This window comes from Neomoorella carbonis (genome assembly GCF_045278715.1).
GTDB lineage: Bacteria > Bacillota > DSM-521 > Neomoorellales > Neomoorellaceae > Neomoorella > Neomoorella carbonis.
Genome location: NZ_CP136420.1, coordinates 2325495 through 2350886, shown reverse-complemented (window position 1 = coordinate 2350886; position 25392 = coordinate 2325495). Strand labels below are relative to the sequence as shown.

The 25392-nt window shown below is 54.3% G+C and carries 25 protein-coding genes; all 25 read left to right on the top strand.

From position 1 onward, the window contains the following. Nucleotides 1–2 precede the first annotated feature (2 nt). The 25 genes from MCACP_RS11965 (at nucleotide 3) to MCACP_RS11845 (ending at nucleotide 25350) form a co-directional block, all read left to right on the top strand. The gene (locus tag MCACP_RS11965) at nucleotides 3–257 is read left to right on the top strand and encodes a MoaD/ThiS family protein (RefSeq protein WP_406676973.1); all 255 of its coding nucleotides are present in this window, start codon (nucleotides 3–5) and stop codon (nucleotides 255–257) included. 6 nt (nucleotides 258–263) lie between these two features. Further along, nucleotides 264–1217, top strand: a complete 954-nt coding sequence (locus MCACP_RS11960) for a phosphoglycerate dehydrogenase (RefSeq protein ID WP_406676971.1) — start codon at nucleotides 264–266, stop codon at nucleotides 1215–1217. A gap of 17 nt (nucleotides 1218–1234) precedes the next feature. After that, nucleotides 1235–1903: a glucose-6-phosphate isomerase family protein gene (locus tag MCACP_RS11955; RefSeq protein ID WP_406676970.1), complete on the top strand. Its 669-nt coding sequence runs from the start codon at nucleotides 1235–1237 to the stop codon at nucleotides 1901–1903. A gap of 154 nt (nucleotides 1904–2057) precedes the next feature. Next, entirely contained in the window at nucleotides 2058–2330 is a 273-nt protein-coding gene (locus MCACP_RS11950) for a hypothetical protein (protein ID WP_406676969.1), read from the top strand. A 214-nt stretch (nucleotides 2331–2544) separates the two neighbouring features. Then, nucleotides 2545–3345, top strand: coding sequence for a dihydroorotate dehydrogenase electron transfer subunit (locus MCACP_RS11945; RefSeq protein WP_406676968.1), 801 nt, complete (start codon nucleotides 2545–2547; stop codon nucleotides 3343–3345). Continuing rightward, complete coding sequence (locus tag MCACP_RS11940) at nucleotides 3342–4277, top strand: dihydroorotate dehydrogenase (RefSeq protein ID WP_406676967.1); 936 nt, start codon at nucleotides 3342–3344, stop codon at nucleotides 4275–4277. The genes MCACP_RS11945 and MCACP_RS11940 overlap by 4 nt, the downstream gene beginning before the upstream one ends. Before the next feature lie 27 nt (nucleotides 4278–4304). Next, nucleotides 4305–4892 (top strand): orotate phosphoribosyltransferase, encoded by a 588-nt coding sequence (gene pyrE, locus MCACP_RS11935; RefSeq protein ID WP_406676966.1) that lies wholly within the window; start codon nucleotides 4305–4307, stop codon nucleotides 4890–4892. Nucleotides 4893–4999: 107 nt separating this feature from the next. Further along, nucleotides 5000–6310 (top strand): dihydroorotase, encoded by a 1311-nt coding sequence (locus tag MCACP_RS11930; protein WP_406676965.1) that lies wholly within the window; start codon nucleotides 5000–5002, stop codon nucleotides 6308–6310. Between the two features lie 45 nt (nucleotides 6311–6355). Further along, nucleotides 6356–7327, top strand: a complete 972-nt coding sequence (pyrB, locus tag MCACP_RS11925; RefSeq protein ID WP_406676964.1) for an aspartate carbamoyltransferase — start codon at nucleotides 6356–6358, stop codon at nucleotides 7325–7327. Nucleotides 7328–7376: 49 nt separating this feature from the next. Continuing rightward, nucleotides 7377–8315: a carbamate kinase gene (arcC, locus tag MCACP_RS11920; RefSeq protein WP_406676962.1), complete on the top strand. Its 939-nt coding sequence runs from the start codon at nucleotides 7377–7379 to the stop codon at nucleotides 8313–8315. Nucleotides 8316–8414: 99 nt separating this feature from the next. Further along, nucleotides 8415–9257 carry a fumarate hydratase gene (locus MCACP_RS11915; RefSeq protein ID WP_406676961.1) on the top strand — a complete coding sequence of 281 codons (843 nt, stop codon included), beginning with the start codon at nucleotides 8415–8417 and terminating at the stop codon, nucleotides 9255–9257. 11 nt (nucleotides 9258–9268) lie between these two features. Beyond that, nucleotides 9269–9829: a Fe-S-containing hydro-lyase gene (locus tag MCACP_RS11910; protein ID WP_406676960.1), complete on the top strand. Its 561-nt coding sequence runs from the start codon at nucleotides 9269–9271 to the stop codon at nucleotides 9827–9829. Nucleotides 9830–10004: 175 nt separating this feature from the next. Beyond that, complete coding sequence (gene arcC, locus MCACP_RS11905; protein WP_406676959.1) at nucleotides 10005–10943, top strand: carbamate kinase; 939 nt, start codon at nucleotides 10005–10007, stop codon at nucleotides 10941–10943. Nucleotides 10944–11144: 201 nt separating this feature from the next. After that, nucleotides 11145–11978, top strand: coding sequence for a DUF2877 domain-containing protein (locus MCACP_RS11900; protein ID WP_406676958.1), 834 nt, complete (start codon nucleotides 11145–11147; stop codon nucleotides 11976–11978). Between the two features lie 30 nt (nucleotides 11979–12008). Next, on the top strand, nucleotides 12009–13550 hold the full coding sequence (fdrA, locus tag MCACP_RS11895; RefSeq protein WP_406676957.1) for an acyl-CoA synthetase FdrA: 1542 nt from the start codon (nucleotides 12009–12011) through the stop codon (nucleotides 13548–13550). A gap of 22 nt (nucleotides 13551–13572) precedes the next feature. Further along, complete coding sequence (locus MCACP_RS11890) at nucleotides 13573–15018, top strand: DUF1116 domain-containing protein (protein WP_406676955.1); 1446 nt, start codon at nucleotides 13573–13575, stop codon at nucleotides 15016–15018. Nucleotides 15019–15159: 141 nt separating this feature from the next. Then, a complete protein-coding gene (locus MCACP_RS11885; protein WP_406676954.1) occupies nucleotides 15160–15945 on the top strand; it encodes a cyclase family protein in 786 nt (261 codons plus the stop codon). Nucleotides 15946–16035: 90 nt separating this feature from the next. Continuing rightward, entirely contained in the window at nucleotides 16036–16887 is an 852-nt protein-coding gene (locus tag MCACP_RS11880) for an FAD binding domain-containing protein (RefSeq protein WP_406676953.1), read from the top strand. Next, the gene (locus tag MCACP_RS11875) at nucleotides 16884–17357 is read left to right on the top strand and encodes a (2Fe-2S)-binding protein (RefSeq protein WP_406676952.1); all 474 of its coding nucleotides are present in this window, start codon (nucleotides 16884–16886) and stop codon (nucleotides 17355–17357) included. Before MCACP_RS11880 ends, MCACP_RS11875 begins: the two co-directional genes overlap by 4 nt. Then, the gene (locus MCACP_RS11870) at nucleotides 17354–19696 is read left to right on the top strand and encodes a xanthine dehydrogenase family protein molybdopterin-binding subunit (protein WP_406676951.1); all 2343 of its coding nucleotides are present in this window, start codon (nucleotides 17354–17356) and stop codon (nucleotides 19694–19696) included. The genes MCACP_RS11875 and MCACP_RS11870 overlap by 4 nt, the downstream gene beginning before the upstream one ends. Before the next feature lie 190 nt (nucleotides 19697–19886). Next, nucleotides 19887–21191, top strand: a complete 1305-nt coding sequence (gene uraA / locus MCACP_RS11865) for a uracil permease (RefSeq protein WP_406676950.1) — start codon at nucleotides 19887–19889, stop codon at nucleotides 21189–21191. A 138-nt stretch (nucleotides 21192–21329) separates the two neighbouring features. Beyond that, a complete protein-coding gene (locus MCACP_RS11860) occupies nucleotides 21330–23033 on the top strand; it encodes a PucR family transcriptional regulator (protein WP_406676949.1) in 1704 nt (567 codons plus the stop codon). A 96-nt stretch (nucleotides 23034–23129) separates the two neighbouring features. Continuing rightward, on the top strand, nucleotides 23130–23777 hold the full coding sequence (locus MCACP_RS11855; RefSeq protein WP_406676948.1) for a hypothetical protein: 648 nt from the start codon (nucleotides 23130–23132) through the stop codon (nucleotides 23775–23777). A 34-nt stretch (nucleotides 23778–23811) separates the two neighbouring features. After that, nucleotides 23812–25005: a thiolase C-terminal domain-containing protein gene (locus MCACP_RS11850; protein ID WP_406676947.1), complete on the top strand. Its 1194-nt coding sequence runs from the start codon at nucleotides 23812–23814 to the stop codon at nucleotides 25003–25005. A 3-nt stretch (nucleotides 25006–25008) separates the two neighbouring features. Next, a complete protein-coding gene (locus MCACP_RS11845) occupies nucleotides 25009–25350 on the top strand; it encodes a Zn-ribbon domain-containing OB-fold protein (protein ID WP_406676946.1) in 342 nt (113 codons plus the stop codon). The last annotated feature ends 42 nt before the right edge of the window (nucleotides 25351–25392 follow it).

Below are 25392 nucleotides of genomic sequence, written 5' to 3'. Positions count from 1 at the left end.
AAATGCGGATAACGGTGCGTTACCTGGGACCGGCCTCCAGCTTCAGCAATTCTCCCGGCGAGATCCTGGAATTCGCGGGGCCGGTATCCCTCCAGGAGGTGATGGATACCTTGACGGCCAGGCATAACATCAGCTTTACGCCGCCGGCCTGGGCCTTCTTACTTAACGGGCGTGGCGTTACTGGTGAAAACTGGGCCGACATCCTTATCGAAGCGGATGCGGAAATCACAATTTTACCCCATTTATCGGGAGGATAAATTTCAATGGGCTATAAAGTAGTAGTTACGCCCCGCTCCTTCGGGGCAACTTCCTCCAGGCCCCTGGACATGTTACGGGAAAAGGGTTATGAAGTAGTGCTTAACTCACAGGGGCGTCCTTTAAAGCAGGAAGAACTCCTGAAGCTGGCCGCTGATGCCGACGGCCTCCTGGTAGGGATTGATGAAGTATCCAGGCAGGTGATAGAAGGTTCTCCGAACTTAAAAGCAATTTCCAAGTACGGCGTGGGTGTCGACAACATCGACCTGCAAGCCGCCCGGGAACGGGGTATTATTGTTACAAATACTCCCGGGGTAAATACGGAAGCAGTGGCGGATCTGGCGGTGGCCCTGATGCTCTGCGCGGCCCGCCAGGTGGTTGCAGCCGATCATTCAATAAGAAAAGGTGAATGGAAAAAGTTTATGGGTGTTTCCTTGTTTAAAAAGACGGTGGGCATCCTGGGTACCGGTCAAATAGGTCGGGCCGTGGCCAGGAGGTTAAAAGGTTTTGAAGCGGATCTCCTGTTGTACGATATAGCCAGAGATGAAGAATTTGCGGCCGCGATCGGCGGCCGCTACGCCGGACTGGAGGAAATATTGCAAGAGGCCGACTTTGTGTCCGTGCACCTGCCCCTCCTGCCGGCTACCCGTAATTTAATCGGTGAAGCAGAGTTGAGACTGATGAAGACCGGCGCTGTAATTGTGAATACCGCCCGGGGCGGCATAATCGATGAGACGGCCCTGGTGAAGGCTTTACGTGAAAAATGGATCAGGGGGGCGGCCTTGGATACTTTCAGCGTCGAACCCCTGGCTAATGAAGAATTAAGGAAGCTGCCCAATGTGGTGTTAACCCCACACATCGGCGCCTATACAGAGGAAGCGGTCTTAATGATGGGCATGCAGGCTGCCAGGAATCTTATCGACGCCTTGGAAGGAAGGCGGCCGGAAAACATAGTAAATTAAATAAAGCCACCGATATAGTGGTCGTTTTCAACGCCGGCCCTATAGATTTACTGCAATCCAGCTTGCCAGGCTGTTGTGAAACTAAAATTATTCTTTCTAAAGGAGATCTGACGATGCATAACTTTGTACCATTTAATACTATCTGCGATTTTAATACCGGTGTTTTAAACCCGCCGGGAAACTTGATTAGCCGCTATCTTTCTGACATGCGGGGAGTCTTTTACGACCGCAATGCTTACGAAGCGATGCTTGAAGAAAACCCTAAAATCTATGAGTTTTATAACGTAATTATTCCGGAAGAGGATGGGCACCTGCAGCACTGCACAAGCATCGTCTACCCGGGCAAAGTCGGCAATGAATACTTTATGACCAAAGGACATTATCACGCTATTCCAGGGACAGCAGAAATCTATATTTGTTTTCGGGGCCAGGGTAAATTAGTAATGCAAACGGTTGAGGGTGATTTTAAAGTCTTAGATATGTACCCCGGGAGTATTTCTTATATACCACCATTCTGGGCGCACAGGACCGTTAATGTTGGGAGCGAACCGCTGGTTTTTTTCGGCGTTTACCGCGGGGATGCCGGGCATAATTACGGTACTATCGAAGAAAAAGGGTTTTACAAACTGGTTATAGAAAAAAACAATATCCCGGCGTTAATAGATAATCCTCACTACGGTAGATAGGCGGTGGACGAAGGTCCGGAAATATTTAATAGGCATTGAGATACCTGGAGGGTAACCTGGTTGCCGATGTTTTATGAAAAAAAGGTAGAACAAGAAGCTAAAAGACGCAAAAGCAGCTTTACGGGTTATCGGCGGGGGTGCCCGCAATGATTTTTTGAACCAGATGAAGGCCAACATCCTTGGGCATACCCTATGTAAACTCGGTTCTGCCATTCTGGCAGGCTATGCCGCCGGTATTTACCAGGATCTTAAAGCCGTAGCGCAGCATGTGTCCCGCCCCGGCAGGAGGTATGAAGTCGATTTAAAGCTGCACCAATTTTATCGACCCTATTCCCAGCTGTATGCAGAAGTTTTTGCAAGCCTGGCCCCGGTTTATACGCGGCTGGTGAAATTAGCCACAAGGGCAGGAGTGGATTCAGAGAACTGACAATTTCAAGGGAAAATAGAGTTACTGTATGTACGTTAAGTACGGGTAGAGATTAGGGAAAAAAGAAATAATAACAAACAGCAGCCCCGGCCTCTCTGTTAGCTGGGCGAAAGTTAAACAAGCACCTGGCTGTTTTTTAACCGCCAGGTTTTTTCATGCAGGAAAATCGAAAACCATGGCGAATATATTAGAGATTTTTGCGTAAAGGGTGACCATGTTGATACAGAATCTGGAAGCTGAGGTCCTGGCTTCGCACCAGATTGGGCAAGAGGTTTTTCTCTTAAAACTGCAGGCTCCGGCAATTGCTGCGGCAGCGCAACCGGGGCAGTTTGTCCATATTCGCTGTTCAGAAACCCTGGATCCCCTGCTGAGGCGTCCATTAAGCATCCACGACGTCGGCGACAGGGGAGAATTAGTTTTGCTATACCAGAAAAAGGGCCGCGGGACGGCCTGGCTGACCAGGCAGGGGGCAGGAAAAAAAATCAATATTTTAGGCCCTATTGGCCGCGGTTTTACTTTACCGGCCAATAAAAGGTTGGCTTTAGTAGCAGGGGGGCTGGGTATTGTTCCCTTGCTTTTTCTTGCCCGGCGGGCGCTGGAGGCGGGGAACGAAATTGACTTTTTTTATGGCGCTCAAAATAAGGAGCGCTTATATCAATTAGAAACTTTAAAGGCCATGAAGATTAACCTGTTTGTGGCTACGGATGACGGCAGCGAAGGTTTTCAAGGGCCGGTGACCAAACTGTGGGAGCAATATCTCAAGGAAAGGACTTATGACCGGAGTTATGCCTGTGGTCCAAGGGCCGGAATGGCGGAATTCGCCCGCCTGGCGCGCAGATTTTCCATTGCGGCAGAAGTTTCTTTGGAAGAAAGAATGGCTTGCGGACTCGGGGCTTGTCGCGGTTGCGTGACAGCCCTTCTTGATGCCCAGGGCAAAATATATTACGAAAACGTATGCACAGCCGGACCTGTTTTCGATGCAGCTCATGTGTATTGGGGAGACCAGGCAAAATGAAACAAAATGCGAAAGTGCCTAAAGTCAACATGGCAGTTCAGCTGGCCGGTTTAACTTTAAAGAATCCAGTAATGCCGGCCGCCGGGACCTTTGGTTTTGGGGAGGAATATGCCCCCTTTATCGACTTAAACCGCCTGGGAGCGATTGTTGTTAAGACGATAACCCTCCAACCACTTATTGGTAATCCCCCGCCTCGTTTTATGGAGACCTACTGCGGGTTGCTCAATTCCGTAGGCCTGCAAAACCCGGGCTTAGAGGTTTTTATCCGCGAGAAACTACCCTATCTACGCCGGTTTTCCCCACCCCTGATTGTCAATATTGCCGGCAAAACAATTGATGAGTATGCGGAGCTGGCGGAGCGTTTAAGTGCTGCAGAGGGTGTTGCCGCTCTGGAAGTCAATATCTCCTGTCCCAACGTCAAGGAGGGCGGGATTGTATTTGGTACCGTGCCTGAGATGGCGGCCCGGGTGACGGCAGCGGTTAAAAGGCATACCCATTTACCGGTAATAATTAAATTGACACCCAATGTGACTGATATAACGGAAATAGCCAGGGCCGTTGAGGATGCCGGCGCCGATGCCCTTTCCCTGATTAATACCGTCCGGGGCATGGCCATTGATATTAAGACACGCCGTCCTGCCCTGGCTAATGTTGTGGGTGGATTAAGCGGCCCGGCCATTAAACCCATAGCCCTGTATGCGGTCTGGCAGGTGGCTCAAGTTGTAAAAATACCTTTAATTGGCATGGGGGGGATCATGACCGCCCATGACGCCGTTGAGTTTCTGCTGGCGGGTGCCACTGCTGTTGCTGTCGGGACGGCAGGTTTAGTTAACCCTAGGGCTTTAAGTGAAATTATTGCCGGCTTAGAGCATTATCTTCTCGAGGAGGGGGTAGAAGATATCAAGGAATTGATTGGCGCAATCCAATTGTAAATAAGGATTATATGGGGTGAGCGGTTTATGTTAAGTCGGGAAGAAATCATGGCCATCTTTCGCCGTACAGGGGTTTTATGGGAAGGGCATTTTGTGCTGACTTCCGGACTGCACAGTGCCCACTACCTCCAGTGTGCCCGGGTGCAGCAGTATCCCGAGGAAAATACCATCCTATGCCGTGAGCTGGCGGAAAAGTTTAAAGGCCAGGGGATTACTACCGTCATTGGCCCGGCCATTGGAGCCATCATTATGTCTTATGAAATTTCCCGTCACCTGGGGACAAGGGCGTTATTTGCCGAACGCGAAAACGGGGTTATGACCCTGCGGCGTAGCTTTACCCTGGAACCGGGCGAACGAGTTCTGGTGGTTGAAGACGTGATTACCACGGGTGGTTCTGCCCTGGAAGTAATCGAGGTAGTAAAACAACACGGGGCTATCCCGGTAGGTGTCGGCGCTCTGGTGGATCGCAGCGGTGGCCGGGCGGACCTGGGACTGCCTATTCAGTCCCTCATTACCTTTGATATCGAAACCTACACGCCGGAGAACTGCCCCCTGTGCCGGCAGGGGCTGCCCATTGTCAAACCCGGCAGCAGGCAAATAACGGTTATGCCTTAATAGCGTCATGATAACCCGGATGGGATCGTGTTCCCTTCCGGGTTTTTGGCATGTAAGGCTTTTCACCTGGGATCAGAACAAATTGGGACGCCTGCGAAGGATGCAGTTTGGAAGCGTGGGAAAAGAAAAGTATGAGGAAGCTGTTACTTAAAAAGGGCCACGTCATCGACCCGGCCAGCGGCATTGATATGGTAGCCGACATCCTCATCCGTGGGGATAAAATTGAGGCTATAAGCCCCGCGTTGAACGTAGAAGGTGCGGAGGTCATCGACGTTAGCGGCAAGATTGTTGCTCCTGGCTTCATCGATCTTCATGTTCACCTGCGTGAACCGGGGTTTACAGACAAAGAAACTATCAAAAGCGGTACCATGAGCGCGGCCAACGGCGGCTTTACTACCGTGGTGGCCATGCCCAACACGAAGCCCGTCTGTGACAGCCCCGCAGTGGTAGCATATGTCGCCAACCATGCCGAGGCCTGCGTCCATGTCCTGCCGGCAGCGGCTATCACGCGTGGCAGTCGCGGGGCAGAAGTAACCGATTTTACGGCTTTGCAGCAGGCGGGAGCAGTTCTTTTCACCGATGACGGCGAAACAGTGATGGATGCCGGAGTGATGCGGGCGGCCATGCTGCAGGCCGCCAGGGAAGACCTGCTGATTATGACCCACTGCGAGGATAAGAACCTCACTCGCGGTGCAGTCATGCACGAAGGGCAGGTTGCTGCTAGCCTAGGCTATAAAGGCATGCCGGCATCAGCGGAAGCGATCATTGCTGCGCGTGACGTTCTTTTAGCGGCGGAAACAGGCTGTCGTCTACACCTTACCCACGTTAGTACCAAGGAAACGGTAGAAATCGTCCGCTGGGCAAAACATAAAGGTATTCGCGTAACGGCGGACGCCACGCCGCACAACTTTGCCCTTACCGATGCAACAGTTGCTACCTTCGGCGCCAACGCCAAAATGTATCCCCCTTTACGCCCTGAGGAAGATGTAGTGGCTATCTGTGAAGGTTTAGCTGATGGGACTATTGATGCCATAGCCACTGACCACGCCCCTCATACCGTGGCCGAAAAAGCAACTGGTATGTACACGGCCCCCAAAGGCATCGTCGGTCTCGAGACCGCTCTGGGTGTCACCTTAACTTATTTAGTAGCGAGGGGTTATCTCTCCCTCAAAGAAGCAATCGCCCGGCTTAGTTGTAATCCAGCCGTCATTCTGGGGCGGGATAGCGGAACACTTAAACCCGGCAGTGTCGCCGATATAACCGTTTTTGATCCGGACCTGGAATGGACGGTCCAGGCGCAGGGGTTTTATTCAAAAGGAAGAAATACGCCTTTTGAGGGGCAAAAACTAAAGGGTAAACCATATTTAACCCTGGTTGCCGGAGTTATCAGGATGCATACCGGGAAAATCTACCTTTAAATAAACCGCAGGTTATTTTTTCCTAGAGAGGTGCAGTATTATTTTATGGGAGCCCCAAAACCCACCCCGGAAGAAATGGAATTGCTGAAAGGCCAGGACGTTTTATCTGCCAGGGACTTAAGCTTTGAACAGCTGCAGCTGATCATGAAGACAGCAGCCTACTATGAAGACGCCCTGGTCAACAAGCGCCGCCTGTATGACATGGACGGCAAGATCATGGCCTCCCTGTTTTTCGAACCCAGCACACGCACGCGCCTGTCCTTCGAAGCAGCCATGCAGCGGCTGGGAGGAAACGTAATAACGGTTTCAGAGACGCCGCAGATGCAGATCTCATCCACGGCCAAAGGTGAAACCCTGTACGACGCCATTAAAGTAATCGACGGGTATGTAGATGTAATCGTAGTCCGCAGCCCCATTAAAGGAGCGGCCCAGGAAGCCGCCGACGCCGCCGACCACCCGGTAATCAACGCCGGCGACGGTACCGGGCAGCATCCCACCCAGGCCCTGCTGGACATTTACACCATTATCAAAGAGCATGGCCGGGTAGAAGGAATGAAGGTAGCCCTGCTGGGAGACTTGAAGTATGGCCGCACCGTTCACTCCTTGGTCTATCTACTTAAACACTACGGCTGCGACATGATTTTTGTATCACCGCCACAGCTAAAGATGCCGGAAGAGATAACCGCCGAGTTGAGGGAAGAAGGCATCAAAGTGGAAGAAACCGATGACTTAAAGGCAGCGGTAGCCGAAGCCGATATACTGTATGTAACGCGCATCCAGCGGGAACGCTTCCCCAGCCAGGAGGAGTACGAGAGTGTTAAGGACTCCTATATTGTCAACGACCAAGTAGTAGCGGTAGCCAAAAAAGGCATGAGCATCTTGCATCCCTTACCGCGGGTGAACGAGATCGCCGTCTCAGTCGACTCTTATACCGGGGCAGCTTACTTCCGCCAGGCTCACAACGGCGTGCCCATCAGGATGGCCCTGCTGGCCCTGACCACGGGCAACGTCCGCTAAAGACGAATTAGGAGCAGGCATAGAAAAGCCGGAGGAGAGGAAAACCAGGATGGATAAACTGGCAGTAGTAGCCATAGGGGGCAATTCCCTGATCAAAGATAAAAACAAAATAGGTCTGATGGACCAGCTGGCCACAGTAAAAGAGACCTGCGCCAGTATAGCCGAACTGGTCGAAAAAGGTTGGAACGTCGCCATCACCCACGGCAACGGGCCGCAGGTGGGTTTTTTAATCCGGCGGGCGGAACTGGCGGTAGGAGAACTGCCGCCGATACCCCTGGAGTTCGCCGTTGCCGACACCCAGGGCGCCATCGGCTATATGATCCAGCAGTCTCTGATGAATGAATTTCAGCGGCGGGGTATCAAGCGGCAGGCCGTGACAGTAGTAACCCAGGTAGTAGTAGATAAAAGCGACCCGGCCTTCCAAAACCCCACCAAACCCATCGGCGGCTTTATGACCAAAGAAGAAGCGGAGCGGCACGTAAAAGAAGACGGCTGGACGGTAGTCGAAGACGCCGGCCGCGGCTGGCGGCGGGTAGTACCTTCACCGGAGCCCCAGAGAATTGTCGAAAGCGAAGCGATCAAGGATTTAATAGCGAAGGGGTATATTGTTATCTGTGTCGGCGGCGGCGGTATCCCAGTAATCGAAAAGGACGGCAAGCTGGAAGGGATAGCTGCCGTTATCGACAAGGATTACGCTTCCTCGTTATTAGCAAGGCAGATTGCAGCTGATGCCCTGGTTATTTCCACGGGAGTAAATAAAGTGGCCATCAACTTCGGCAAACCCAATCAGAAGGAAATCGACAGGATGACCGTGGCCGAAGCCGAGGCCTACAAGGCTGCCGGGCATTTCCCCCCGGGGAACATGGGGCCCAAGATCGAGGCCATTATAAGGTACCTGAAAAACGGCGGAAAAGAAGGCATTATCACCTTGCCGGTGCAGATAGCTGCTGCTCTTGAAGGAACCTCAGGTACCCGGATTGTACCGTAATTTTATTGGACCCGCGCACTATGCTCCCAAATTAACAGATCCCGGAAGCAGGAAAACATGTTATAATTATTACCGATTTATAAAAGGGGCTGGAAGGTAATGCGCGAAGTTAAAGCCCGGGAAATCACGGCGGCAGTGGCCGGGCTGTGCATTGAGGCCTGCTCGGTGCTGGGGCCGGACTGGTGGCAGGCCATGGCGGCAGCCCAGGCCAGGGAAGAAGCGCCTTTAGGGCGGGATATATTACAGCAACTCCAGGAGAACGCCAGGCTGGCAGCCAGTACCGGTGAGCCCATTTGCCAGGATACAGGGGTGGCGGTAGTCTTTGTAGAAGTGGGACAGGAGGTACATATTACGGGCGGCAATCTTTATGAAGCCATCAACGCCGGCGTGCGGCAGGGCTATACGGAAGGCTATCTCCGCAAGTCGGTAGTGGGCGATCCTTTACTGCGTAAAAATACCGGCGACAATACGCCGGCCATTATCCACACGGAGATAGTTGACGGGGATCGCTTGAAGATTACGGTGGCACCCAAGGGCGCCGGCAGCGAGAATATGTCGGGGGTAAAGATGCTCAAACCGGCCGACGGCGTGGCGGGCATAAAAAAATATGTGCTCCAAGTGGTGGAGGAGGCTGGTGGCAATCCCTGCCCGCCCATTATTGCCGGGGTAGGCATCGGCGGCAACCTGGAAAAAGCCCCTTACCTGGCGAAAAAGGCCCTCCTGCGCCCCCTGGGGCAGCGCCATCCTTTAAGCCATGTTGCCGCACTGGAAGAAGAACTGCTGGCGGCCATCAACGCCAGCGGCATCGGTCCCCAGGGCCTGGGTGGGAGGGTTACAGCTTTAGATGTCCATATAGAAGTTTACCCCACCCACATTGCTTCTTTACCGGTCGCCGTCAACCTGCAGTGCCATGCCGCCCGGCATGCCACCGCAATACTGTAGGGGGTGGGCCTGTGCTTAGAATAACGACGCCTCTGGATGAAGAAACGGCCCGGAGGTTAAAGGCCGGTGACCAGGTTTTAATCAGCGGTACTATTTTAACCGGCCGGGATGCGGCCCACAAGCGGATGGTAGAAACCCTCCGGGCGGGCGGCGAGCTGCCCGTGGATCTCCGTGACCAGATTATCTATTACGTCGGCCCCTGCCCGGCCCGGCCCGGTAAAGTAATCGGCTCTGCCGGACCCACTACCAGCGGGCGGATGGATGCCTACGCGCCGTTGCTTATCAAGGAAAAGGGCCTGCGGGGGATGATTGGCAAAGGCGGCCGCAGCCCGGAAGTAATTCAGGCCATGCAGCAAGCCGGTGCCGTCTATTTCCTGGCTACCGGTGGTGCGGGGGCCCTCCTGGCCCGGCATATTAAAAAGGCCACCGTCATTGCCTACGAAGACCTGGGACCGGAGGCCATTTACCGCCTGGAAGTAGAAGAATTTCCGGTGATTGTGGGTATTGACTCCCAGGGTAATGACTTATATACAATCGGCCGGGCGAAGTATCGCCGGTCTCCGGGGTGCTGAGGGTATAGGTATCATAAATTAAAGAGCCGGGTGGTGTTTATAAGAGCACGCCCGGCTTTTTATATATTTACTACAAAGGAATTTATCCTTGCAAGTGTAATTTAATATATATGTTAGTGATTAAAGGTAGGGTAAAGTAAAATCAAATATTTAGATATGGAGGGGGGATAAAAATATGGACAAATTGGCTGTGATAGCCATCGGGGGTAACTCTTTAATTAAAAACAAAGGGCAGGTTGATTTAAAGTCGCAGCTGGCAACGGTAAAAGAAACGTGCCGCAGTATTGCTGAGCTGGTGCAACAGGGCTGGAATGTAGCCATTACTCACGGCAACGGGCCGCAGGTCGGCTTTTTAATCCGCCGGGCCGAACTGGCGGTCAGAGAACTACCCCTGATACCCCTGGAATTTGCCGTGGCCGATACCCAGGGGGCCATTGGTTATATGATTCAACAGTCCCTTATGAATGAATTTCGCCAGCGCGGCATCAAAAGGCAGGCGGTTACCATAGTTACCCAGGTGATAGTGGATAAGAACGATCCAGCCTTTCAAAAACCCAGCAAACCAGTCGGCAGCTTTATGACCAGGGAAGAAGCGGAGCGGCATATACAGGAAGACGGCTGGACTGTGGTTGAGGATGCCGGGCGTGGCTGGCGGCGGGTAGTACCCTCACCGGAACCCCGGGCCATTGTGGAAAGCGCGGCCATCAGGGATTTAATTACCAATGGCTACATTGTCATCTGTGCTGGCGGCGGCGGGATCCCTGTGATAGAAAAGGATGGCCAGCTGGAAGGAATAGCTGCTGTTATTGATAAGGATTACGCCTCCGCGCTTTTGGCTACCGAAATGAAAGCCAGTATGCTGGTTATTTCTACCGGGGTAAGTAAGGTGGCCATTAATTTTGGCCAACCCGATCAAAAGGAACTGGACCTCCTGACGGTAGCGGAGGCAGAGGCCTACCTGGAGGCGGGTCATTTCCCGCCGGGAAACATGGGGCCGAAGATTACGGCCATTATAAGGTATCTTAAAAATAACGGCGGCCAGGGCTTAATTACTTCACCGGAGGCCATAGTTGCTGCGGTGGCAGGGAAAGCCGGCACCAGGATAGTACCTTAAAACATGCAGGAGCGTCTTCTTATTAAATCATTATAAATGTCGGCGGCTAGTATTTATGGATGTTCACCAAAGGAAATTTTTAAAAAGGATCAAAATTAAATAAAAGTGTGGAAGGGGGCGGGTAGGATTTATTTTTGTACGGCAATTTGTGCCGGCCGGCGCTTTTACCAGTTGCTCCAGCCCGGCTTAAAAGGTAGAGGGGTGGGAAGGCAGCGGTTAAATTTTAGTGTCCACAGCGTTTTTCGCCGGGTGTTGAACCTCTACCGGGAAGAAGGGTTGTTTTCCCTGGTACGCCGGGGTACGGGCAACGCGCCAGGCTTTCTTGTTATTGATCTGCCGGAAAATATCAATTTTATAACCTTGGGCCTGCGGCGGGGTATGCCGGTTAGCCTGGAGGGAGAATGGCTGCTGGTAGGAGAAGTGCTGGCCGTGGACTGCCGGCGGTTGCGGTTATGGCCGGGGCAAGCCCGGACGGCTTTGACCTGGAAGCGAGAAAATTTACCAAGAAATAATTTGCAGGCTTTGCATGCGGCCATATGGCGCTGGGGGGTCAGGGGTGGGATGAAGGACATAATCAGCCATCCTGGAGGCCATCCCCTGGCCGCTTCCATCAGTTGCCTGGCCCGGGGCTTGTATTACGGCCGGGCAGGTGACCTGGCGACGGCCATGACCGGCATCCTGGGCTATGGTCCTGGGTTAACTCCTGCGGGGGATGATTTAGTTGTGGGCCTGCTGGCTGCGGCTGGCACCGGGGTAGAGTACCAGGTTTACCTCCCCGGGTTACACCGGGCGATAATTAACAACCTCAACCGCACCACTACAGTGAGTGCTCATATTTTACGCCAGGCTATGGCGGGCGATTATCACGAATATCTACAAGAGGTGTTGCACGCTGTTACCCGGGGGGTGCCGGAAAAAGTAACGGTAGCAGCGAGAAGTTTACTGGGATTGGGGGCGACATCGGGAACCGATATGGCCACAGGTCTTTACCTGGCTTTCACCTGGCAATTGGAGAACAAGCTGGGGAACCGGTAATTCCCTTAGGAAGAAAGAAGGGTAAGCAAAATGCCAGCAAAAATTATAATTAAAGCTAACAGCTATTATGATTCTGTCACTTTAATGCGTATCTCCGGGCAGGTGGCGCGCCTGGCAGGGGTAGAAGACGTCCTGGTGGGTATGGGAACCGATCTCAATAAAGCTTCGTTGGCCCGTATGGAACTGTTGACAGCTGAAGCAGACGCCGCTTCTCCCAACGACCTGATGATTGGCATTCGGGCCATCAATGATGATGTTATCGAGGCGGCCCTGCGGGAGGTGGAAGAGCTGCTGGCGCCCCGCCAGGAGTCCGGGCTGGAAGTCGAGGAACAGCGCCCCCGTACCATCCGCCAGGCCTGCCAGTTAAGCCCCGGCTTTAACCTGGCATTGATTTCAGTACCGGGGATTTATGCGGCCCGGGAGGCGCGCGAAGCCCTGCGCCAGGGCATGCATGTCTTCCTTTTCAGCGATAACGTCAGCGTGGAAGACGAAATTGCCCTCAAGGAAATGGCAGCTGCGCAGGGCCTGTTAATGATGGGACCCGACTGCGGGACGGCGATAATCAACGGTATACCCCTGGGTTTTGCCAACCGGGTGCGGCGTGGCTCTATCGGCATCATTGGCGCTTCCGGAACCGGCATCCAGCAGGTAACGACCCTTATTGACAGCCTTGGAGAAGGTATCAGCCAGGCCATTGGAACTGGAGGACGTGACCTGTCGGAACAGGTGGGTGGCCGCACTACCCTGGCAGCTTTAGAGGCCCTGGCCCGGGATAGCCAGACGCAAATAATCGTTATTATTTCCAAGCCTCCGGCGCCTGAGGTTGCCGCCAAGATCCTGGCCCGGGCACAACAAGCTGGCAAGCCTGTTGTCCTATGTTTACTGGGTGCCCGGCCTCTGGGTCATGCCGGGGCCAACATCAGCCAGTGTTCCAACCTGGAGGAGGCAGCGCTGCGTGCGGTTGCCCTGGCCCGGGGCGGCAAGGAAGTATCTCTGGCAGTTGAAGAAGCGGCAGTAACGGTAGAGGCTCTCCGTGCCGGCAGGAAAGCAGGGCAAAAGTACGTCCGCGCCCTGTATGGGGGCGGCACCCTCTGCGATGAAGCGATGGTCGTCTTTCGCCAGGAAGGGATCCCCATCCACTCCAACATTCCCTTCGACCAGGCGGAAGCCCTGGCTGACATCGAACGCAGCCAGGGGCATACCTTCCTGGACATGGGCGATGACTACTTTACCCGCGGCCGGCCGCACCCAATGATTGAACCGGGCCTCAGGGTACCGCGGCTGCTGGCGGAGGCTGCCGACCCCGAGGTGGCGGTCATTTTGTTCGACGTCATCTTGGGGCATGGCTCCCATGCTGACCCGGGAGGCATTATGGCCGAGGCGGTGCAAGAAGCCAGCCAGCGTGCTGCCGGGGAAGGAAGGCGCCTGGTCTTTGTGGCCGCCCTCATTGGTACAGATAACGATCCCCAGGGACTGGTGCGGCAGCGCCGGCAATTGGAGGAAGCCGGTGTGGTGGTACTTCCAAGCAATATCCGGGCAGCCAGGCTGGCAGCTGCTCTGGTAAAAGAATGAGGCAGGAAGGTGACGGGAGCCAATGGTCCTAAACGATCTTTTCAGCCAGGATTTAAAAGTTGTCAGCCTCGGTAATCAGGGCTTTGCCGATGAACTTAAAAGTGTAGGGGTTGAAGTAACTCATTTAAGCTGGGAGCCCCCGGCCCGGGGCCAGGTGGAGCTAATTGCCGCCCTGGAGCAATTAAGCCACCGGGAGGATATTGACGCCGCTAATGAGGAGGCCTTTAAACGTTACGCCGAGTCGCAACCGGTTCTAGTTGATATAGGCCGGGCTATAGATGTCATCGCCGGTATGACGCCTGATACTATTCTCCACGCCGGTCCGCCCCTAACGTGGGAAAGAATGTCTGGACCCATGCGGGGGGCAGTTATCGGCGCCCTCATCTACGAAGGCCGGGCAACTACCCCGGAGGAAGCAGAAAAAATCGCCGCCTCAGGGGCCGTTACCTTCAGTCCCTGCCATGAACACGGCGCCGTAGGGCCCATGGCCGGTATCATTTCACCTTCCATGCCGGTATTTATAATCCACAATCAGACCTACGGCAATGACGCCTATTGCACCTTGAATGAAGGCCTGGGTAAGGTGTTGCGTTACGGCGCCTACAGCAACGAGGTTATTGAGCGGTTAAAGTGGATGGAAAAGGTGCTGGCTCCGAGCCTCAAAAAGGCCATCCGCCTGAGCGGGGGCATTGACCTGCGGGCCTTGATTGCCCAGGCCCTGCACATGGGAGATGAATTACACAACCGCAATAAGGCCGCTACTTCCCTTTTCATTCGGGCCATTGCCCCTTACCTGATCCGGGCCGAACTGCCGGGCGATGACCTGGTTGATATCCTCAATTTCATCAACGGTAACGACCACTTTTTCCTGAACCTGTCCATGCCGGCAGCCAAAGCCATGCTGGATGCCGCCCACGGGATCAAGGGGAGTACTATGGTCACTACCATGGCCCGTAATGGCACGGAGTTCGGCATCCGTGTCAGCGGCCTGCCGGGCCGCTGGTTTACCGGCCCGGCCCAGATGGTAAAAGGCCTTTATTTTCCCGGTTACAACGAGGCCGACGCCAATCCCGATATTGGCGACAGCGCCATCACCGAAACGGCCGGTATCGGTGGTTTTGCCATGGCAGCAGCCATCGCCATTGTCCAGTTTGTGGGAGGTACGCCCGGCGATGCCCTGGGATATTCCCGGCGGATGTACGAGATAACCCTGAAGGAAAACCCGTATTTTTCCATTCCCATTTTCGATTTCCGGGGCACACCTACAGGTATCGATGTGCGCAAGGTAGTAGAGACCAACATTTTGCCCCAGATTAATACAGGCATTGCCCACCGGGAGGCAGGCGTAGGCCAGGTGGGCGCCGGCCTGGTCAACCCGCCCTGGGAGTGCTTCGCTGCAGCCCTTCTGGCCCTGGCTGGAGAATATGGCAGAGGGGGGTCAGGGCAGCCGGGTTCAAGTAAGAAATAATGCCCCGGCAGCGGCCTGCGTGAAGTTGCCTGCCGTTTTCAGGATTCCATTTGGGGGAGGTGAAGACAGCAATTACCTTTATTTAAGGGAAAGGTATTTTGTCGTCATATTCCCGCAGACTTAAGGCAGGAGGAGAGACCTATGCTTAAAAACTGGGACAAAATTAAAATGTATGATTTAACCCAGCCCCTGAGCCACCTGTCACCGCCGTGGCCGACCTATGAGCCGCTGCAGATTAAGTTCTTCAAGCGCTTGGCCCCCAATGGCGCCAACGGGCAGCTCATCACTACTTCCAACCATGTAGGCACCCACCTGGACGGGCCCCTGCATTTCTGCACCCACGGCCAGGATATAGCCAGCCTGCCCCTGGATTTCCTGGTAGGGCCGGGCGTAGTAGTGGATCTCAGCGATATTGCCGAGGATTACGGTATTTATACCTCAAAGGATATTACCGATCGGGTCGAAGTCAGGGAAGGTGACATCCTGATCATTCATACCGGTTACCACCACTATTCCTGGGACCAGCCGGAAGCTGATGAAGTACGTTATATGGTCAAGCACCCCGGCCCGACGCGTGAGTTTGCCGAGTGGTGTAAGAAAATGAAAATAAAATGGATCGGCGTTGACTGCGGTTCCGCCGATCACCCCATGAATACCAAAATCCGCGAGTGGATGCCGGTGCAGGCCAAAGAATGCGACGCCTTTATGCGCCGGAAATACGGCAAGTCTATGGATGAACTGCTGCCGCCCCAGGATTATCAAGTAATGCATATTGCCCTCTTCCCTGATAACATTATTCACGCTGAAAACGTCGGCGGCGATATCGACAAGATTCTGGGCCGGCGCCTGATAATCGGCTGCTTCCCCTGGCGGTTTGTCGGCGGCGAATCCTCCATTTGCCGGATCGTCGCCTTTGATGAGGAGTAGTTAGGAGGCGTTTTACCTTACCCTTTTACCGGGTCGTCCGGTAAAAGGGTAAGGCTATTTTGAATTGAATGGCTAACGGGAGGTGTACCCATGGCCGCAATAGAATACTTTAAGCCTGCCAGTCTTGCTGAAGCCGTAGAGCTTAAAGAAAAATATGGCGAGGCAGCCAGGGTTTTTGCCGGCGGGACGGATATTATTGTTAATCTTAGAGACAGGGTGTTAAACTGTAAATATTTACTTGACATAAAACAAATCGCGGAGATGCAGGTACTGGAATATACACCGGAGGGAGGACTGGTTATAGGGGGAGCTGTTACCATCAACCAGCTTTTGGCGGCGGCGCCGGTAATTGACCACTACCCTATCCTGGTCCAGGCCGGCAAGACTCTGGCCAACACCCTGGTCCGCAACCGGGCGACCCTGATAGGCAACCTGTGCAACGCCTCTCCGGCGGCCGATATGGCGCCGGCGGCTCTGGTGCTGGGGGCAAGGATTATCGCCGTTTCTCGCAGGGGAGTGCGTCAAATTCCCCTGGCGGAATTTTTTGTCGGGGTCAAGCGCAATGCCCTGCGGCCTGATGAACTGGTCGTAAAGCTTGAGATACCGGCTATCAGGGGTAAAGGCGTATATTTGAAGAGAGCGCGGATCAAGGGTCATGACCTGGCCCAGGTAGGGGTGGCTGGATTTTTGACCGGCGACGGGCATCTCCGCCTGGCCCTGGGGGCCATGGCGGCGACGCCGCTCTTGGTGCAAGGACTCGAAACCTTGGAAGGTGACGACCTGCAGCACGAAGAAAAAATTGCCACTATTATCAATAAAGTAAAGGAACAGGTAAATCCCATCAGCGACCAGCGGTCTTCCCGGGAGTACCGCCTGGCCATGGCCGATTATCTGGTCCGGCAGGTTCTGGGGATCCTGGGAAAGGAGGTTAAAAGGGCGTGAAGCAGACCATCCATCTGAAGGTCAACGGCGAAGCATATACGGTGGCTGTCGAGCCGGATAAAACCCTCCTCTGGCTGTTGCGGGAGGAATTAAATCTCACGGGCACCAAGGAAGGCTGCGGCGCCGGCGAGTGCGGTGCCTGCACGGTGATTTTCAACGGCAAGGCGGTCAATTCCTGCCTGGTACTGGCCGTGGAAGCTGAAGGGGCAGAAGTATATACCATTGAAAGCGAGGCCCGGGACGGCCGGCTTTCCGAACTGCAGCAGGCCTTTATCGAGCATAACGCCCTGCAGTGCGGTTTTTGTACCCCGGGCATGATCATGGCCGCCAGGGCGCTGCTGAACCAGAACCCCAACCCCACAGAGGAGGAGATTAAAGAAGCCATCGAAGGCAACCTCTGCCGCTGTACAGGGTATGTACCCATTGTTGAAGCTATAAAAGCTGTGGCCGCAAAGGGGGCGACAGAATGAGCCAGACCCTCATTGGCGCGGGAATTCCCCGGATTGACGGTGTTGAAAAAGTAACGGGGGAGGCCCTCTATGTCCATGACTTGAAAGTCCAGGGCATGCTTTATGCCCGGTTAAAAACGAGCCCCTATGCCCATGCCCGCATTAAAAGGATTGATACCAGCAAGGCCCGGGCCTTACCGGGAGTGAAAGCAGTCCTTACGGGAGCGGACGTCCCCTATAAACTGGGTCTCTATATGATCGACCGGCCCGTCCTGGCTACCGGTAAAGTCCGTTATTACGGCGAGCCGGTGGCAGCGGTGGCCGCCGTTGACCTGGATACGGCCCAGGAGGCTGTAGATTTGATTGAAGTTGAATACGAACCCTTGCCGGCAGTTCTGGATGTAGAGGCGGCCTTGCAGGAAGGGGCGCCCCTGGTCCATGAAGATTTAGGCACCTATTCCTGGATAAAGGGCGTCTACTTCCCCAAACCGGGAACCAATATTGCCAATCATTTTAAATTACGCAAAGGCGACGTCGAGGCCGGCTTTGCCAGGGCGGATGTAATAGTTGAGAATAGTTTTTACCAGCCCCAGGTCCTGCACATGCCCCTGGAAACCCACGTCGCCATTGCTAAATGGTCGACGGGGGACCGTATTAAAGTCTGGACCAGTGCCCAGTCGCCCTTTGCCGTGCGCGACCTTTTGAGCGCGGCCACCGGCGTGCCCCGCAGCCAGATTGAGGTTATTGTCCCCTATGTCGGCGGCGGTTTCGGCGGCAAAGCCGGCATTCACCTGGAAGCCCTGGTGGCTTGCCTGTCGCGGGCGGCGCGGGGCCGGCCGGTTAAATTAACGGCTACCAGGGAAGAGGAGATTGCCACCCTGCCCTGCCGCCAGGGCCTTCTGGCTAAAATCAAGACCGGCGTTACCCGGGAGGGCCGCATTATTGCTGAAGAAATTGCCTACCTGTGGGACGCCGGCGCCTATGCCGATTATGGCGTCAATATCGGCCGGGCGGCAGGTTATTCCGGCGTGGGTCCATATGAGATTGAGAATGTTAAAATCGATTCCTACACCATCTATACCAACCATATCTTTGGTACGGCTTACCGGGGTTTCGGCCATGCCGAGTTTTTCTGGGCCATTGAACGCCAGCGGGACCTGGTGGCCAAAGAGTTAGGGATGGACCCCCTGGAATTCCGGATGCGGAACCTCCTTAAACCCGGCTCTATCACCATTACCGGGGAAAAGGTCCATGAAAACACTGGCAGAGTTGACAAGTGCCTGGCCCTTGTCGCGGAAAAAATCGGCTGGCCCCTGGTAAAGTCGGAAGAAGAGAAGGCCCGGGAAAGGGAGACCGGTAAGTACCGGGGGATAGGGCTGGCCGTCCTCCACAAGGCGCCGGCCATGCCATCATGGACGGCTTCTTCGGCGGTTGTTAAAATGAATGAGGACGGCTCGGTTAATGTCCTGGTCAGCGGTATTGACTACGGCCAGGGTACCTATACCACCCTGGCCCAGATTGCAGCCGACAGCCTGCACCTGCCCCTGGAAAAAGTCCATGTGGTTTGGGAAACCAGTACCGAGACAGGGCCCTATGACTGGCAGACGGTGGCCAGCCGCTTTACAGTGATGGGAGGTAATGCTGTAATCCGCGCCTGCGAAGACCTGAAGGCGCAGATGCGGAGCACAGCGGCTGCCGTCTTACGGGCGGCAGAGGATGAACTGGAATTTGGCGAGGGAGTAATTTACGTCCGCCACCATCCAGATAGGAAATTGACCTACAGCCAGCTGGCCATAGGCTATACCTATGAGAATGGCAACGCCGTCGGCGGACCCCTCATCGGCAGGGGCAAGTATATCGCCCAGGGTTTAACCTTCCTCGACCCGGAAACCGGCCAGGGATACCCGGCCCTGGATTGGACCTACGGCGCCCACGCCATTGAGATCGAGGTGGACACGGCGACGGGCAATATCGAGGTGCTCAAAGTCGTATCGGCCTTTGACGTGGGCAAAGTCTTAAACGCAACCCTGAGCAAAGGGCAAGTAATCGGCGGCATTGTTCAGGGCCTGGGTACAGCCTTTTCGGAAGTCCTCCTCTACGATGACGCCGGGAGGCTCTTGACGAGGAACCTGGTGGACTATAAGATACCTACGGCCAAAGATTTGCCCCGGGAAATGGAGGTCTATTTTGTCGAAACACCCCAGCTGGACGGCCCCTATGGTGCCCGGGGAGTGGCGGAACACCCCATGATCTCCATTACGCCTGCCATCGCCAATGCCCTGGCCAACGCCACCGGCCTGGAGATAAAGGAAGCGCCCCTGACGGCGGAAAAGATTTACCTGGCCTGGAATAAGAAGTAAGGCCCGGATCCGGATTTGAGGACACGGTGCCTCCTTGCCTTAAAACATAGTTTTATTAGGTTTCCAGGGAGGTACCGTGTTCTTCATAAAATAAATTTTACCATTTTAAGGGAAGGGGGTATAAAAATTTTTTGAAAAGAATTGTTCTCTTCATACCCAATATTATTATTAAAAAGAAGGAGGAATGAAAATGAGCCGAACCAGACGGACCATTGAAATTGAAGAAAAGCTGCCTATTCTAGAAACTATTCCTTTGAGCCTGCAGCACTTGATGGCTATGTTCGGTGCGACGGTGCTGGTACCGTTGCTTTTTAAAATTAACCCGGCCATCGCCCTGTTGATGAATGGTATTGGAACTTTGATTTATAGCTTTGTTACCAAAGGCGGCATTCCAGCGTATTTAGGTTCGAGCTTTGCCTTTATCGCCCCGACCTTATTGATCATTTCCAAAGCAGGCTATAATCACGCTCAATCAGGCTTCATCTTCTTTGGTCTCTTCTTCATTGTTGTATCTTTCATTATCCGCTATGTTGGTACCAAATGGATTGATATTGTCATGCCGCCGCCGGTCATGGGGGCTGTAGTGGCGGTCATCGGCCTGGAACTGGCACCGGTAGCGGCCCAGATGACTGGCCTGGTGGCCGATAAAATGGACCCCAATGTCATTATGGTTTCCATGTTTACCCTCCTGGTCGGTGTGATCGGATCAGTAGTTTTCCGGGGCTTTTTGCAGGTCATACCGGTACTCACGGCAGTTATTTGCGGTTATATTTTCGCCCTCTTCAAAGGTATGGTAGACTTTACCCCTGTGGCCCAGGCTCCCTGGTTCAAGCTTCCTGATTTTCATGCCCCGGTTTTTGATCTCAATGCCGTGGCCATCATTGCTCCGGCAGCCTTGGTGGTCCTGGCCGAGCATATTGGGCACCTAATTGTCACCGGCAATATTGTGAACCGGGACCTGGTGAAGGAGCCTGGCCTGCACCTCTCCCTCCTGGGTGACGGCATCAGCAATTTCATTTCCGGTTTTACCGGCTCACCTCCCAATACCACCTATGGTGAGAATATCGGCGTCATGGCTATCACCCGCGTTTATTCCGTCTGGGTAATCCGCGGGGCAGCCATCATTGCTATAATCATGTCCTGCGTTGGTAAATTTGCGGCGGCCATTCAAACCATTCCAACTCCGGTCATGGGTGGTATCTGCATCCTCCTCTTCGGCGTTATCGCGGCCGCCGGTATCCGCATGCTTGTGGAGCAGATGGTAGACTACAGCAAAAACTACAATATGGTCTTATCGGCCATCGTCTTTACCATCGGGGTCAGCGGCGCCAAGCTGGTTATAGGGACGGTAGAGCTTAAAGGTATGGCCCTGGCGGCGGTAGTGGGTATTATTATTTCCCTCATAGTGTACCTGCTTAATTCCGTTGGCTTGCTGAACGAAGAACTGGAGGCGCCGGGCGAGTCTTTAAGCCGCAAGCAGCAGCTAAACCATTAATTGGCATGTTGTCAGGTACCTTAAGAAAAGATAAAATTTAAGTTAAGAATAGCTTCGCGCTCGGAGTGAGGGCTTGGGCCTCGTTTCGAGCCATTTGTATTTATGTTAACCTGCCAACGGGTTGAAGGAGATGGGCATATGGCTATCAGCACCGGCGAAAACAGGCATATAATGCAGGAACTGGGGATACCCCTGAAGAAGCTCCTTGAGCTGCCCGTCTTCCACGGCAGCAGGATCCTGGCCGGCAACAGCGGCCTGGGCCGCCTGGTTACCGGGGTCAACATTATGGAAGTCCCGGACATCGTCAACTGGGTCAAGCCGGGCCAGCTCCTGGTAACCACCGGTTTTGCCATCAGGGATAATCAAGAAGCCCAGCAGAGTCTGGTCCCCTCCCTGGCCCGGCTGGGCCTGGCCGGTATCTGCATCAAGACCAGGCGTTACCTGGAAACTATCCCCCCGCCTATGCTGCAACTGGCCGATGCCTATGAATTCCCCCTGGTGGAACTACCGCCGGATGTAGGCTTTGCCGACTTGATTTATGAAGTGCTGAGCGCCATCCTCCACGAACAGTCGGCCTTTTTGCTGCAGATGCTCGATGTCCACAGCGCCCTCATGAAGATTATGATTGAGGGCGGCGGTTTACAAAAAATTGCCTTTACCCTGGCTTCACTGGTAAACAATTCCGTTTATATTAGCGATATTCTAAATGATCGCCATGCCTGCAGTTGCGTTAACTGGCCGGAAAACGAGATAGACGTTTTACTGGCGGCTGCAAAAGCCAAAGCCGCGCCCGGTGATGGGCTCTACCAGCGGATAAACAACCGCCTGGAACTGGCCATAAATGATCGCAGTATAGGTTGCTTTTATATGCCCCTGACAGTGGCCAGCGAGTGTTACGGCTCTATCTATATCTGGGAAACAATGCGGCCCTTAAATAGCAGCGATATTTCCACCATCGAGCGCCTGGCAGTGATGACGGCCCTGGAAATTGCCCGCGAGCGGTCCTTGCGGGAAGTCGAGCGGCGGTATTCCAACGAGTTTTTAAACCACCTTTTAAGCGGCCGCATTGAGGATGAAAAGCTGGAATTGGAGCACGCCAGGAAGTTGGGCTGGGACCTGGAGAGGAATTATGTTGTCGGCCTGGCCTGGCCGCTGCCATCCAGGGAGGATGCAAGACATTTACCCAACCAGGAAACTAAAAACCGGGTGCTGCGGGAGCTACCGAGCAGGATGCTGGAACAGGGCGTCCACTGCCTGGTGGGTACCAAGGGTGACTACCTGGTAATCTTGCTGGCCGTGGAGGACAGGGGTTTATCTGCCCGGCAAATCAATGAGCTGGCCAGGAAGCAAATGAAGACCGTCCAGGAATGCCTGACGTGCGCATTTACCGGCTGGGAAGTCCGTATCGGCCTGGGGCGTTTTTACCCTGGCCTCAAGGGCCTGCAGCAGAGCTACCAGGAGGCCAAACAGGCCCTGCGCATAAGCGAAAACCTGCCCGGCCGCCGGGGGGTAATTGCCTTCAATGACCTGGGAATCTACCGTTTCATTTATTCCCGGGACAGGGAGAAGGAAGTAAACAATTATCTTCAGGAAACCCTGGGTAAACTTCTGGAGTATGACCGGGAAAAAAATACCGAACTCATCCGTACCCTGCAGGCCTATTTTGAGCACCACGGCAATCTCAAAAAGGTTTCGGAAGCCCTCTTTACCCACTACAATACCATCCTGTACCGCCTGGAGCGGATCCAGGAGATCAGCGGAATGGATTTGAACTGCCCGGAAGACCGTTTTAACCTGGAGGTAGCCCTCAAATTGTTGAACGGCAAAGTTGAGAATAAATAAAAGCAGGGGCTCGGGTTTATAAAGTATTTACAAAGGATTATTGGGGCGTTTGGGAAATTATTTAAATATCATTATTAATTAAGGAGGTTTTGTTTCATGCTAGTTGACAAACTGGAGCAATCCCTGCGCCCACCTGAGACGCCCATGGTCCCTTACCCCCCAAAATACATCACCCTGGCCTCCGGCGAGAAAATGGTCGTGCACCAGATCAGCCGGGAAGACGTGCCGCGGGTCCTGGAAGCCGTCAAGCCCATGATTGCCGTGGAAAAGGACTTTTACGACATCGTCGCCGCCCGCCTGTATGCCGAACTCTTGGGGTTTTACCGCTACCGGGTGAAGGATGAATACTGCCTGGTCGGCACTATTAACGGGGTTATTGTTGGCATTGTCAATGGCCGCATGCTCAACGAGAAAGTTGGCATGTCCTATCATACCATGACCCTGAAGCGAGGCTTGCGCATCGGTGCCCAGCTCTTTGCGGCCAAAATGGAGTACCACCTGGATTACCTGGGCCAGGAAGAAGTCTGGATTGTGGCAGAGAGCCCCATTGGTTTCCGGCGCTGGATGATTGAGTATGAGCTGGAACCGCGGCCGGAGCAATGGCATGAACTAGGTGGCGTGCCCACCTATGTCCTCACCAAGGCCCTGTGGGAAAAGCACAAGGCTGCCAAGTGCACCGGCCGCCGCCCGGTCCCCGAAGAGATGCTGGCCACGGCGAAAAAACTAATCGTTCCTTCTCTGTAATTTTTGTAAATAAAGTGGAGGAGGTCGGTAGGCGGTGCGTCAAGTCGGTATCGTTGGCGTGGGCCATACAAAATTCGGCCGCGCCAACGGCTCTTTCCTCGATATGCTCAGCTCTGCTGCCGTCGAAGCCCTGGATGAAGCGGGGATTAAGACTGGACCCGGCCATGGCGTGGACCAGGTCCTGGTGGCCACCATGGGCGCCGGCATGCTCAACCGCCAGAGCGGGGTGGCTTCAGCCCTGGTAGATACTTTGAACTTGCGCCCGGCCATGGCGGAAACAGTGGAAAACGGCCCGGCCTCAGGCGCTTCAGCGGTAAAGCTGGCCTTTATGGCCATTGCCAGCGGTATGTGCGATGTGGCCCTCGTTGTGGGTGGGGAAATGATGCGGGTGGTCACCGGCTGGGAGGCTACCGATTTTGTGGCCACCATGCTACACCCGGAAGCAGAGTACAGGTACGGCCTGACCCTGCCGGCCTTTGCCGGTATGTTTACCCGCCTCTATATGGATAAATACGGCGTTACGGCCAAAGACCTGGCCATGGTAGCCGTCAAAAACCACGAGCACGCCATGCACAACCCGGTGGCCCACATCCATCTGGTACCCGATTTATACGCCATTACCGAAGACGAAGACGCCGGTGTCATTAACCCCTACGTTGCCGAGCCCCTCAGACTCTATGACGTCTGCCCGGTGTCCGACGGGGCGGCTGCCCTGGTCCTTTGCGCCCTGGACGTAGCTGACCGTTTTGCCAGGAAGCCTATCCGCATTGCCGGCATCGGCCAGGCCACGGACACCCATGTGATTGCTGAAAGGGAAGTGCCGACTGACCTGCTGGCCGTGCGCCTGGCGGCCCAGCGGGCCTTCCAGATGGCCGGGCTGAAGCCGGAAGATATTGACGTGGCGGAACTCCACGACGCCTTCAGCATCCTGGAGATCGCTATCTCGGAGGAAGTTGGCTTCTTCCCCAAGGGTGAGGGACATCTGGCCGTCCGGCGGGGAGATACCAAAGTCGGGGGCAGGATCCCCATCAATACCTCTGGTGGCCTGAAGGCCAAGGGCCATCCTGTGGGCGCTACCGGTGTGTCCCAGATTGTCGAACTGGTTCGCCAGCTGCGGGGAGAAGCCGGCGGCCGCCAGGTAGCAGGCGCTAAAAACGGGCTGGCAGTGAACTTTGGCGGCTTTGGCAATAACGTCGTGGCTACAATCTTGAGCAATGAGGGGGAGTAGGCCATGGAACCGAAGATGTATGCCTATAGGTGCACCAGCTGCGGCAAGCTCCACCATCCGGCCTATTTCGTTTGCCGCCGGTGCGGCCATCGCCAGTTTGAAGAAGTACCATTAGAAGGCGAAGTAACCCTTTTAACTTATACCCGCGTTTACAACCTCCCCGAGGGTTACATGAAGCCCTGGCTGGCCTTCGGCATTGTCGAGTTCCCCAACGGCCTGCGGGTCACCGGCCAGATCTATTGTGAAGACCTGGCCGTGGGCATGATGCTGAAAGCCACTGTTGGTGTAGTAAAAGAAGGCGTTGGGCAGGATTACTACGGGTTTATTTTCAAGAAAGCCGAATAAGTTTCTTTAAAGGTTAGAAACTAAAGCAACCGGGAAATTCAG